At 54.4% G+C, this 12408-nt stretch carries 8 protein-coding genes; 3 read left to right on the top strand and 5 right to left on the bottom strand.

All coding sequences use genetic code 11. From position 1 onward, the window contains the following. The first annotated feature begins 1 nt into the window (after position 1). Entirely contained in the window at positions 2 to 1054 is a 1053-nt protein-coding gene (gene glpQ, locus ACMGG3_RS11445) for a glycerophosphodiester phosphodiesterase (protein WP_148576177.1), read from the top strand. Positions 1055 to 1102: 48 nt separating this feature from the next. On the opposite strand, the gene yfaE is transcribed toward glpQ, so the two are convergent. The 4 genes from yfaE to ubiG form a co-directional block, all read right to left on the bottom strand. After that, positions 1103 to 1357 (bottom strand): class I ribonucleotide reductase maintenance protein YfaE, encoded by a 255-nt coding sequence (yfaE, locus tag ACMGG3_RS11440; RefSeq protein WP_014170967.1) that lies wholly within the window; start codon positions 1355 to 1357, stop codon positions 1103 to 1105. After that, on the bottom strand, positions 1357 to 2487 hold the full coding sequence (gene nrdB, locus ACMGG3_RS11435; protein ID WP_014170966.1) for a class Ia ribonucleoside-diphosphate reductase subunit beta: 1131 nt from the start codon (positions 2485 to 2487) through the stop codon (positions 1357 to 1359). Before nrdB ends, yfaE begins: the two co-directional genes overlap by 1 nt. Positions 2488 to 2538: 51 nt before the next feature. Continuing rightward, entirely contained in the window at positions 2539 to 4824 is a 2286-nt protein-coding gene (gene nrdA, locus ACMGG3_RS11430) for a class 1a ribonucleoside-diphosphate reductase subunit alpha (RefSeq protein ID WP_020883162.1), read from the bottom strand. Positions 4825 to 5171: 347 nt separating this feature from the next. After that, positions 5172 to 5900: a bifunctional 2-polyprenyl-6-hydroxyphenol methylase/3-demethylubiquinol 3-O-methyltransferase UbiG gene (gene ubiG / locus ACMGG3_RS11425; RefSeq protein ID WP_014170964.1), complete on the bottom strand. Its 729-nt coding sequence runs from the start codon at positions 5898 to 5900 to the stop codon at positions 5172 to 5174. A 146-nt stretch (positions 5901 to 6046) separates the two neighbouring features. Here ubiG and gyrA point away from each other — a divergent pair, with 146 nt between their 5' ends. Both gyrA and rcsC read left to right on the top strand, forming a co-directional pair. Then, a complete protein-coding gene (gyrA, locus tag ACMGG3_RS11420; protein ID WP_014170963.1) occupies positions 6047 to 8683 on the top strand; it encodes a DNA topoisomerase (ATP-hydrolyzing) subunit A in 2637 nt (878 codons plus the stop codon). Positions 8684 to 8818: 135 nt separating this feature from the next. Beyond that, positions 8819 to 11665, top strand: coding sequence for a two-component system sensor histidine kinase RcsC (rcsC, locus tag ACMGG3_RS11415; RefSeq protein WP_414149183.1), 2847 nt, complete (start codon positions 8819 to 8821; stop codon positions 11663 to 11665). An 87-nt stretch (positions 11666 to 11752) separates the two neighbouring features. Here the strand turns inward: rcsC and rcsB are convergent, their stop codons facing one another. Beyond that, positions 11753 to 12403, bottom strand: coding sequence for a response regulator transcription factor RcsB (gene rcsB, locus ACMGG3_RS11410; RefSeq protein WP_006176468.1), 651 nt, complete (start codon positions 12401 to 12403; stop codon positions 11753 to 11755). Positions 12404 to 12408: the final 5 nt, after the last annotated feature.

Genomic DNA, 12408 nt, shown 5'->3' with positions numbered 1-12408 from the left:
GATGAAATTAACTTACGTAGCAACGGGCCTGCTGCTGGCGGGCCTGATGACAGGCTCAGCGCTGGCTAACGAGAAAATGGTTATCGCCCATCGCGGCGCAAGCGGCTATCTGCCAGAGCACACGCTCCCGGCAAAAGCGATGGCCTATGCGCAGGGGGCAGATTATCTCGAGCAGGATCTGGTGATGACCCGTGACGACCAGCTGGTCGTCCTTCATGACCACTATCTTGACCGCGTGACGGACGTGGCTGAGCGTTTTCCGGCCCGCGCCCGCAAAGATGGTCGCTACTACGCCATTGACTTTACGCTGGATGAGATTCGTTCGCTGAAGTTTACCGAGGGTTTCGAGGTTGAAAACGGCAAGAAGGTGCAGGTCTATCCGGGACGTTTCCCGATGGGTAAATCTGATTTTCGCATTCATACCTTCGAAGAAGAGATTGAGTTTGTTCAGGGACTGAACCACTCAACCGGGAAAAACATCGGCATCTACCCGGAGATAAAAGCGCCGTGGTTCCACCATCAGGAAGGGAAGGACATTGCCGCGAAGACGCTGGACGTGCTGAAAAAGTACGGCTACACCAGCAAGCGCGACAAAGTCTATCTGCAGTGTTTTGACGCCGCTGAGCTGAAGCGCATCAAAACCGAGCTGGAGCCAAAGAGAGGGATGGATCTCAATCTGGTACAGCTGATTGCCTACACCGACTGGAATGAAACTCAGGAGAAACAGCCCGACGGCACGTGGGTGAATTACAACTACGACTGGATGTTTAAGCCGGGCGCAATGAAACAGATCGCGCAGTACGCCGACGGTATCGGACCGGATTACCATATGCTGGTGGCGGAAGGCTCAACGCCGGGCCACGTCAAGCTGACGGCAATGGTGAAAGAGGCGCACGCCAGCCATATGCAGGTTCATCCGTATACGGTGCGTGCGGACCAGCTTCCGGCTTATGCGACGGACGTAAACCAGCTGTACGACGTGCTGTATAACCAGGCCGGGGTGGACGGGCTGTTCACCGATTTCCCGGATAAAGCCGTGCAGTTTTTGAAGTAAAAGAAAAAGGGCCGTAAGGCCCTTTTTTATGTCGCCCGGAGGGGCGGTTTACATCTCAATCTCTATATCGCCTTTTGCCCGGCAGCAGCAGGGCAAAATTTCACCTTCGTTGATGAAGGCCAGCGGTTCGGTCAGCCAGTCCACTTGTCCGGCGACTAAACGGCAGCGACATGAGCCGCAATAGCCTGAGCGGCATTGATACTCCACTTCAACCTGATGCGCCTCAAGCGCAATCAACAGGGAAGGGTGTTCTTCCCGGCACAGCACTTCGGTACCGGAAAGGCTAAGCGTTACGCGGCTCATCAGAGCTGGAAGTCGCTCAGGTCGTCGGTATTAACTTCAGAGTCAATCTGCCCGACCAGATAAGAACTGACTTCCACTTCCTGTGGCGCAACCTGCACGTTATCGGATACCAGCCAGGTGTTGATCCACGGAATTGGGTTAGAGCGGGTCTTGAACGGCAGCTCAAGCCCGACCGCCTGCATACGGATGTTGGTGATGTACTCAACATACTGGCACAGGATATCTTTGTTCAGGCCAATCATGGAGCCGTCGCGGAACAGGTAGTCTGCCCACTCTTTCTCCTGCTGAGCGGCCAGCACGAACAGGTCATAGCACTCCTGTTTGCACTCTTCGGCAATCTCAGCCATCTCCGGATCGTCTGTACCGCTGCGCAGCAGGTTCAGCATATGCTGGGTGCCGGTCAGGTGCAGGGCTTCGTCACGGGCGATCAGACGGATGATTTTGGCATTACCTTCCATCAGCTTGCGTTCCGCAAAAGCGAAGGAGCAGGCGAAGCTCACGTAGAAGCGGATGGCTTCCAGTGCGTTAACGCTCATCAGGCACAGGTAAAGCTGTTTCTTCAGCGCGCGCAGGCTCACGGTGACGGTTTTGCCGTTCACGGTGTGGGTGCCTTCGCCCAGCAGATGCCAGTAGCTGGTCATCTCGATCAGTTCGTCGTAGTAGTGCGCAATACCTTCAGCACGTTTCTGGATCTGCTCGTTAGTGACGATATCGTCAAACACCACCGCCGGATCGTTAACGATGTTGCGGATAATGTGGGTGTAAGAGCGGGAGTGGATGGTCTCAGAAAACGCCCAGGTTTCCACCCAGGTTTCCAGCTCCGGAATGGAGATCAGCGGCAGCAGCGCCACGTTCGGGCTACGGCCCTGAATGGAGTCCAGCAGCGTCTGGTACTTCAGGTTGCTGATGAAGATATGCTTTTCGTGCTCCGGCAACGCCTGGAAATCGATACGATCGCGAGAGACGTCAACTTCTTCCGGGCGCCAGAAGAAGGAGAGTTGCTTTTCAATCAGCTTTTCGAAGATGTCATATTTTTGCTGATCGTAGCGTGCCACGTTGACCGGTTGCCCGAAGAACATCGGCTCTTTGAGCTGGTCGTTTTTCGTCTGTGAAAAGGTGGTGTATGCCATGAATTGGAGTCCTGTCTTACGAAATAAAGGCGGGGATATCCCCGCCCTTCATTAGATCTTACATGCGCCGCTTTCGCAGCCATCGTCCTGAATTGACGGTGCCATGTCATCCTGAGCGTCTTCCGCACCATCACGAGTGTTGTGATAGTACAGGGTTTTCACACCAAATTTGTAGGCGGTGAGCAGGTCTTTCAACAGTTGCTGCATCGGTACCTTGCCAGACGGGAAGCGCGTCGGGTCGTAGTTGGTGTTAGCAGAAATCGACTGGTCGATAAACTTCTGCATGATCCCCACCAGCTGCAGGTAACCGTCGTTGTTTGGCATTTCCCACAGCAGCTCATAGTTGTCTTTCAGCAGCTCGTAGTCAGGCACAACCTGACGCAGGATACCGTCTTTCGACGCTTTAATGCTGACGTGGCCGCGCGGTGGTTCAATACCGTTGGTGGCGTTAGAGATCTGCGAAGAGGTCTCAGACGGCATCAGGGCAGACAGCGTGGAGTTACGCAGGCCGTGAGTCTTGATGGATTCACGCAGCGCTTCCCAGTCCAGATGCAGCGGTTCGTTAGAGATCGCATCCAGGTCTTTCTTATAGGTATCGATCGGCAGAATGCCTTTCGCATATGTGGTTTCGTTGAACCACGGGCACGCGCCTTGCTCTTTCGCCAGCTCGTTGGAGGCTTTCAGCAGGTAGTACTGAATCGCTTCGAACGTTTCGTGGGTCAGGTTGTTCGCGCTGCCGTCGGAGTAACGCTTACCGTGTTTCGCCAGCCAGTAGGCAAAGTTGATAACGCCGATACCGAGGGTACGACGGCCCATCGCTCCACGTTTTGCCGCCGGGATTGGGTAGTCCTGGTAATCCAGCAGGGCATCCAGCGCACGCACGGCCAGCACCGCCAGCTCTTCCAGCTCTTCCAGGCTCTTGATAGCGCCCAGGTTGAAAGCAGAGAGGGTACAGAGCGCGATTTCGCCGTTTTCGTCGTTAACATCTTCCAGCGGTTTGGTCGGCAGGGCGATTTCCAGGCACAGGTTAGACTGGCGCACTGGCGCAACCACCGGGTCAAACGGGCTATGGGTGTTGCAGTGGTCAACGTTCTGAATGTAGATACGGCCGGTAGAGGCACGTTCCTGCATCATCAGGGAGAACAGGTCAACCGCCTTAACGCGCTGCTTACGGATGCTGTCGTCTTTTTCGTATTTGGTGTACAGACGCTCAAACTCATCCTGATCGGCGAAGAACGCGTCATACAGGCCCGGGACGTCGGACGGGCTGAACAGGGTGATGTCTTCACCTTTCAGCAGACGGGTGTACATCAGCTTGTTGATCTGTACGCCGTAGTCCATGTGACGAACGCGGTTGCCTTCAACGCCACGGTTGTTTTTCAGTACCAGCAGGCTTTCCACTTCCAGGTGCCACATTGGGTAGAACAGGGTGGCAGCACCACCGCGTACGCCGCCCTGAGAGCAGGATTTTACCGCGGTCTGGAAGTGTTTGTAGAACGGGATACAGCCGGTGTGGAACGCTTCACCGCCGCGAATCGGGCTACCCAGTGCACGGATGCGACCGGCGTTGATGCCGATACCGGCACGCTGGGAGACATATTTCACGATGGCGCTGGAAGTCGCGTTGATGGAATCCAGGCTGTCACCACACTCGATCAGGACGCATGAGCTGAACTGACGGGTTGGGGTACGCACGCCAGACATGATTGGCGTAGGCAGAGAAATCTTGAACGTGGAAACCGCATCGTAGAAACGCTTCACGTATTCCAGACGGGTGTCACGCGGGTAGTTAGAGAACAGGCAGGCGGCCACCAGAATATAGAGGAACTGGGCGCTTTCGTAGATCTCACCGGTCACACGGTTCTGAACCAGGTATTTGCCTTCGAGCTGCTTCACCGCCGCGTAAGAGAAGTTCATGTCGCGCCAGTGATCGATAAACCCGTTCATCTGCTCGAACTCTTCTTCCGTATAGTCTTCCAGCAGATGCGTGTCGTATTTGCCCAGCTCAACCATTTTCACCACGTGATCGTAAAGCTTTGGCGGCTCAAACTGGCCGTACGCTTTTTTACGCAGGTGGAAAATCGCCAGACGTGCAGCGAGGTACTGATAATCCGGGGCTTCACGGGAGATGAGATCCGCCGCAGCCTTGATGATGGTTTCGTGGATATCAGATGTCTTGATGCCATCGTAGAACTGAATGTGAGAGCGCAGTTCAACCTGGGAGATAGATACGTTATTCAGTCCTTCTGCTGCCCAGTCGAGAACACGATGGATTTTGTCCAGATTGATACGCTCGGTGGTACCGTCGCGCTTAGTCACCAGCAGACTCTGATTCATGTGGGTTTTACCTGTCCGTGAAATAAAAAATATCCCCCGCTTATCCACAGATCCGTCTTGTGACTAACTCTGTGGATAAATACTACATATAGGGGGTTTGCGATAAGAAAAACGCTATATGGTGAGTATTCTAGTATCGAATCTTTTCAGCACAAGGGTTGATTTTGACGTTAAATTGAGGTTGTCAAAGGGTAAAAAAGGCTAAGTCCTCGTACCGTAAGGCCTGGAAGAGATGTCAATAATTAAGAAAAAAAATTCAAAATTTGATCGAGTGCTGATTTCTTCAACGGGAGGTCAGAATTGCGCAACATGATGTCGCGCAATCTTTATAAGAATAATGGATGACGTCAGTCATTTTTGGCGGTTGTATGCAACATATAGTTAACATCTACACCCGGTGCGAGTTTGAATTTATCGGTCAATGGATTGTAATGCAGACCGGTGATGTGCTGCTCCTTGAGCCACGTTTGATCAACCCAGCTCAGTAATTCAGCAGGCTTGATGAATTTCTTCACGTCGTGCGTGCCTTTTGGCACCATACGCAGCACATACTCCGCCCCGACGACCGCCATCAGCCAGGCTTTTCCGTTTCGGTTGATCGTCGAGAAGAAGACCTGGCCGCCCGGTTTCACCAGTTTTGCACAGGCGTGAACCACGGACTGGGGGTCGGGAACGTGCTCCAGCATCTCCATACAGGTCACCACGTCGTACTGATGGGCATGCTTTGCCGCATGTTCTTCGACGGTTTCCTGCACATATTCCACCTGCACTCCAGATTCCAGCGCATGAAGACGGGCAACCTGCAGCGGTTCAAAGCCCATATCCAGACCGGTGACGGTGGCCCCTTCGCGCGCCATGCTTTCTGCCAGAATGCCGCCGCCGCAGCCGACGTCGAGCACTTTCTTACCGAACAGGCCGCCGGAACGCTCCGCGATATAGCCCAGACGCAGCGGGTTAATGCGGTGCAGAGGTTTAAACTCACCTTCGAGATCCCACCAGCGGGATGCCACCGCTTCGAATTTGGCAATCTCTTCATGGTCAACGTTGTGAGCCACCGGGGATTTTTCGGCATTCATGGGCGCTTTTACTCCTTATTTTGCAAGACTTCGGAGTATATCAGCCCGCGTGGTTGAATAAAGCTTATTGGTTTACCTCAATCACCGCGGCTGTGTTATAATTTGCGACCTTTGAATCCGGGATACAGTAGAGGGATAGCGGTTAGATGAGCGACCTTGCGAGAGAAATTACACCGGTTAACATCGAGGAAGAGCTGAAGAGCTCCTATCTGGACTATGCGATGTCGGTCATTGTTGGCCGTGCGCTGCCGGACGTCCGCGATGGCCTGAAGCCGGTACACCGTCGCGTACTATACGCCATGAACGTATTGGGCAATGACTGGAATAAAGCCTACAAAAAATCTGCCCGTGTCGTTGGTGACGTAATCGGTAAATACCATCCCCATGGTGATTCCGCGGTGTACGACACTATCGTCCGAATGGCGCAGCCATTCTCGCTGCGTTACATGCTGGTAGATGGTCAGGGTAACTTTGGTTCTATCGACGGCGACTCCGCCGCGGCAATGCGTTATACGGAAATCCGTCTGGCGAAAATTGCCCATGAGCTGATGGCTGACCTGGAAAAAGAGACGGTTGATTTCGTTGATAACTATGACGGCACGGAACGCATTCCGGACGTTATGCCAACGAAAATCCCTAACCTGCTGGTGAACGGTTCGTCCGGTATCGCCGTCGGTATGGCAACCAACATTCCACCGCATAACATCACGGAAGTGATCAACGGCTGCCTGGCCTATATTGAGGATGAAGACATCAGCATTGAAGGGCTGATGGAACACATCCCGGGTCCAGACTTCCCGACGGCGGCGATCATCAACGGTCGTCGTGGTATTGAAGAAGCGTACCGCACCGGACGTGGCAAGATTTATATCCGTGCCCGCGCCGAAGTGGAAGCGGATGCCAAAACCGGCCGTGAAACCATCATTGTTCACGAGATCCCGTATCAGGTGAACAAAGCGCGTCTGATTGAAAAAATCGCCGAGCTGGTAAAAGAAAAACGTGTTGAAGGCATCAGCGCGCTGCGTGACGAATCTGATAAAGACGGCATGCGCATCGTGATTGAAATCAAACGCGACGCGGTGGGCGAGGTTGTACTGAACAACCTGTATTCCCAGACTCAGCTCCAGGTCTCCTTCGGTATCAACATGGTTGCATTGCACCATGGTCAGCCGAAGATCATGAACCTGAAAGATATTCTGAGCGCGTTTGTGCGTCACCGCCGTGAAGTGGTGACTCGCCGTACTATTTTCGAACTGCGTAAAGCCCGCGACCGTGCGCATATCCTTGAAGCGCTGGCCGTTGCACTGGCAAACATCGACCCAATCATTGAGTTGATTCGCCGTGCACCAACCCCTGCGGAAGCGAAAGCGTCTCTGATTGCCCGTCCGTGGGATCTGGGCAACGTGGCCGCCATGCTGGAACGCGCTGGCGACGATGCTGCGCGTCCTGAATGGCTGGAGCCTGAGTTCGGCGTGCGTGACGGTCAGTACTACCTGACTGAACAGCAGGCCCAGGCGATTCTGGATCTGCGTCTGCAGAAACTGACTGGCCTTGAGCACGAAAAACTGCTCGACGAATACAAAGAACTGCTGGAACAGATTGCCGAGCTGCTGCATATCCTGGGTAGCGCAGAGCGCCTGATGGAAGTGATCCGTGAAGAGCTGGAACTGGTCCGCGATCAGTTCGGCGATGAGCGTCGCACCGAAATCACGGCGAACAGCTCTGATATCAACATTGAAGATCTGATTAACCGCGAAGATGTGGTGGTCACCCTGTCTCACCAGGGCTATGTGAAGTATCAGCCGCTGACCGACTACGAGGCACAGCGTCGTGGCGGTAAAGGCAAATCGGCAGCACGTATTAAAGAAGAAGACTTTATTGACCGTCTGCTGGTGGCAAACACCCATGACACGATCCTCTGCTTCTCAAGCCGTGGTCGTCTGTACTGGATGAAGGTCTATCAGCTGCCAGAAGCGAGCCGTGGTGCGCGTGGTCGCCCAATCGTGAACCTGCTGCCGCTGGAAGCGAACGAACGTATCACCGCGATTCTGCCTGTACGTGAGTACGAAGAAGGCGTGAACGTCTTTATGGCGACCGCCAGCGGTACCGTGAAGAAAACCGCGCTGACCGAATTCAGCCGTCCACGTTCTGCCGGTATCATCGCGGTGAACCTGAACGACGGTGACGAACTGATTGGCGTTGACCTCACCTCCGGTTCCGATGAAGTGATGCTGTTCTCCGCCGCCGGTAAAGTGGTGCGCTTCAAAGAGAACGCGGTTCGTGCAATGGGCCGTACTGCAACAGGTGTTCGTGGTATCAAACTGGCCGGTGAAGATACCGTCGTTTCCCTGATCGTTCCGCGCGGTGAAGGTGCTATCCTGACCGTCACGCAGAACGGCTACGGTAAACGTACTGCCGAAAGCGAATACCCGACCAAGTCTCGTGGCACGCAGGGCGTAATCTCTATCAAGGTTACCGAGCGCAACGGATCCGTTGTGGGTGCGGTACAGGTAGACGATGCCGACCAGATCATGATGATCACGGATGCCGGTACGCTGGTGCGTACACGCGTATCTGAGATCAGCGTGGTTGGCCGTAATACTCAGGGTGTGATCCTCATCCGTACCGCGGAAGATGAAAACGTCGTGGGTCTGCAGCGTGTAGCTGAGCCTGTGGATGACGAAGAGCTCGACTCCATCGACGGTAGCGTCGCAGAAGGTGATGATGAAATCGCACCAGAAGCCGATACCGAAGATGATGCAGCAGATGACGCTGACGAGTAATGTCTCCTGATGCAAAAAGGGCCGGTTTCCGGCCCTTTTCTTTTGCACAAGCAGATAAGTGAACGTTGCGACAAGGCGCGTTTACCGCTACCTTAACCACATTCTTTTTGACCCCGACGGCGGAGCCTCGCCCCTTTGAAATACCTCGTCTCCTTTCGTACCACGCTGAAAGTCTCTCGCTATCTGTTTCGGGCGCTGGCGCTCTTGCTTTGGTTGCTGGTGGCATTATTGTCGGTGTTTTACATCGTTAACGCCCTTCATCAGAAAGAAGCGGAGATCCGCCAGGAGTTTAACTTAAGCTCCGATCAGGCCCAGCGCTATATTCAGCGAACGTCCGACGTGATGAAGGAGCTGAAGTACATTGCCGAGAATCGCCTGACCGCGGAAAACGGCATTCTTGCCATCCGTGGGCGTAATGACAAAACCGAAGTGCCGAATTTCGAGCCGCTGTTTCCGGATTCCGATTGCTCTGCGATGGGCAGCACCTGGCGCGGTTCACTGGAGTCGCTCTCCTGGTTTATGCGCTACTGGCGTGACAACTTTTCCGCCGCCTATGATCTGAACCGCGTCTTCCTGATTGGCAGTGAAAATCTCTGTATGGCCGACTTTGGCCTGCGCGATGTGCCCGTTGAGCGCGATGATGCGCTGAAAAGCCTGCACGAACGGATTGTGAAATATCGCAATGCGCCGCAGGACGAGCGCGGGAATAACATCTTCTGGATAAGCCAGGGGCCACGCATGGGCGTGGGCTATTTCTACGCCCTGACGCCGGTCTATCTGGGCAATCGTCTGCAGGCGCTGCTGGGGATTGAACAAACCATTCGCATGGAAAACTTCTTCACGCCGGGCAGTCTGCCGATGGGCGTGACCATTCTGGATGAAAACGGACATACCCTGATCTCACTCGCCGGTCCGGAGAATCGACTGAACGTCGATCCGCACTGGATGCAGGAGCGGTCGTGGTTTGGCTATACCTCAGGCTTCCGTGAGCTGGTGCTTAAAAAGAGTTTGCCGCCTTCGTCGCTGAGTATTGTCTATTCGCTGCCCGTGGATATGGTGCTTGAGCGGATCCGCATTCTTATCATGAACGCGATTTTGCTGAACCTGCTGGCCGGGGGGGCGCTGTTTACCCTGGCGCGAATGTATGAGCGCAAAATCTTTATTCCCGCCGAAAGCGACGCCCAGCGGCTGGAAGAGCACGAGCAGTTTAACCGCAAGATTGTCGCCTCGGCGCCGGTGGGGATCTGCATCCTGCGCACGCAGGACGGGACCAATATCCTCAGTAACGAGCTGGCGCATAACTACCTGAACATGCTGACGCATGAGGACCGACAGAGGCTGACGCAGATTATCTGTGGCCAGCAAGTGAACTTCGTTGACGTGCTGACCAGCACGCACACGAACCTGCAAATCAGCTTTGTGCACTCCCGCTATCGTAATGAGAACGTGGCAATTTGCGTCCTGGTAGACGTCTCGGCGCGTGTGAAGATGGAAGAGTCCCTGCAGGAGATGGCGCAGGCCGCTGAGCAGGCCAGCCAGTCGAAATCCATGTTCCTTGCCACCGTCAGCCACGAGTTGCGTACCCCGCTGTACGGGATTATCGGTAACCTTGATCTTCTCCAGACCAAAGAGCTGCCGAAAGGGGTCGATCGCCTGGTGACGGCGATGAATAACTCCTCCAGCCTGCTGCTGAAAATCATCAGCGATATTCTCGATTTCTCCAAAATTGAGTCGGAGCAGCTGAAAATTGAGCCGCGGGAGTTCTCTCCGCGCGAGGTGATGAACCACATCAGCGCCAACTATCTGCCGCTGGTGGTGCGTAAACAGCTGGGCCTCTACTGCTTTATTGAGCCGGACGTGCCGCTGACGCTGCATGGCGATCCGATGCGTCTGCAGCAGGTCATTTCTAACCTGCTCAGTAACGCCATTAAATTTACCGATATCGGCTGCATTGTGTTGCACGTGTGTCGGGCAGGGGACTACCTGAGTATTCGCGTGCGTGATACCGGCGTGGGTATCCCGGCGAAGGAAGTGGTGCGTCTGTTTGACCCGTTCTTCCAGGTCGGTACCGGCGTACAGCGTAACTTCCAGGGGACCGGGCTGGGTCTGGCGATCTGTGAGAAGCTCGTGAGCATGATGGACGGCGATATCTCCGTTGATACCGAGCCAGGCATGGGCAGCCAGTTTACTATCCGCATTCCGCTCTATTCTGCCCAGTACCCGGCAAAAGCGGTGGTGGACGGGCTGAGCGATAAGCGCTGCTGGCTGGCAGTACACAATGCCTCACTGAATGATTACCTGACGGCGCTTCTTACCCACAGCGGCGTGCGCGTGTCCCGCTATGAAGGGCAAACGCCGGATGTCGACGATGTGCTGATCACCGACGAGGTGCTGGAACAACCCTGGCAGGGCAGAGGGGTGGTTCACTTCTGCCGTCGCCATATCGGTATTCCGGTCGAACGAGCTCCGGGTGAATGGGTGCACAGCGTGGCGACGCCACATGAGCTCATGAGCCTGCTGGCACGTATCTACAGCGTGCAGCTGGAAGATAGCGACGGGGCGACGGAGTTGTCGTCACCGGATGCGCTGGCATCGCTGAATGACGATATGATGATTCTGGTGGTGGATGACCATCCGATTAACCGTCGCCTGCTGGCAGACCAGCTGGGTTCGCTTGGCTATCAGTGCAAAACCGCCAATGACGGCGTGGATGCGCTGAACGTGCTGAGTAAAAACCACATTGATATCGTTCTTAGCGACGTCAACATGCCGAATATGGATGGCTACCGTCTGACGCAGCGTATACGCCAGCTTGGCCTGACGTTGCCGGTCGTGGGCGTGACGGCGAATGCGCTGGCGGAAGAGAAACAGCGCTGTCTGGAGTCAGGGATGGACAGTTGTCTGTCGAAACCGGTGACGCTGGACGTCCTGAAACAGACGATTTCCGTGTATGCGGAACGGGTCAGAAAAGCGAGAGTATAAAAAAAGGCCCGTCAGGGCCTTTTTTGTTGTTTCCCTCACACGCCGGGAGGGGGAGGTGAGGCCATCAGGCCGCACACCCGGTCAACATCAATCCTTATCCGACGCGCTCAGCGTAACGGAGGAGAGATAGTTCAGCAGTGCAATATCGTTATCCACACCCAGTTTCATCATTGCTGATTTCTTCTGGCTACTGATGGTTTTAATACTGCGGTTCAGCTTCTTGGCAATCTCGGTGACCAGGAAACCTTCGGCGAACAGGCGCAGAACTTCGCTCTCTTTCGGAGACAGGCGTTTGTCGCCATAGCCACCGGCGCTGATTTTTTCCAGCAGACGAGAGACGCTTTCAGGCGTGAACTTCTTGCCTTTCTGCAGCGCAGCGAGCGCTTTTGGCAGATCGGTCGGCGCACCCTGTTTCAGCACAATCCCTTCGATATCCAGATCCAGCACGGCGCTCAGAATGGCCGGGTTGTTGTTCATGGTCAGAACAATGATCGAAATGTCCGGGAAGTGACGTTTGATATATTTGATGAGTGTGATCCCATCACCGTATTTGTCCCCAGGCATGGAGAGATCGGTGATGAGCACATGCGCATCAAGCTTTGGGAGGTTATTGATCAGTGCTGTAGAGTCTTCAAATTCACCGACTACATTCACCCACTCGATCTGTTCAAGTGATTTGCGAATACCGAACAGTACAATCGGATGGTCATCGGCAATAATTACGTTCATATTGTTCATGTATA

The sequence above is a fragment of the Enterobacter sp. BNK-18 genome (genome assembly GCF_047456135.1).
GTDB lineage: Bacteria > Pseudomonadota > Gammaproteobacteria > Enterobacterales > Enterobacteriaceae > Enterobacter > Enterobacter ludwigii.
This window is presented reverse-complemented; position numbering and strand designations above follow the sequence as displayed.

What these genes read in the sequence shown, in the direction of transcription:
- glpQ (WP_148576177.1), top strand. Translation starts at nt 2, where the DNA reads ATGAAATTAACTTACGTAGCAACGGGCCTGCTGCTGGCGGGCCTGATG.
- yfaE (WP_014170967.1), bottom strand. Translation starts at nt 1,357, where the DNA reads ATGAGCCGCGTAACGCTTAGCCTTTCCGGTACCGAAGTGCTGTGCCGG.
- nrdB (WP_014170966.1), bottom strand. Translation starts at nt 2,487, where the DNA reads ATGGCATACACCACCTTTTCACAGACGAAAAACGACCAGCTCAAAGAG.
- nrdA (WP_020883162.1), bottom strand. Translation starts at nt 4,824, where the DNA reads ATGAATCAGAGTCTGCTGGTGACTAAGCGCGACGGTACCACCGAGCGT.
- ubiG (WP_014170964.1), bottom strand. Translation starts at nt 5,900, where the DNA reads ATGAATGCCGAAAAATCCCCGGTGGCTCACAACGTTGACCATGAAGAG.
- gyrA (WP_014170963.1), top strand. Translation starts at nt 6,047, where the DNA reads ATGAGCGACCTTGCGAGAGAAATTACACCGGTTAACATCGAGGAAGAG.
- rcsB (WP_006176468.1), bottom strand. Translation starts at nt 12,403, where the DNA reads ATGAACAATATGAACGTAATTATTGCCGATGACCATCCGATTGTACTG.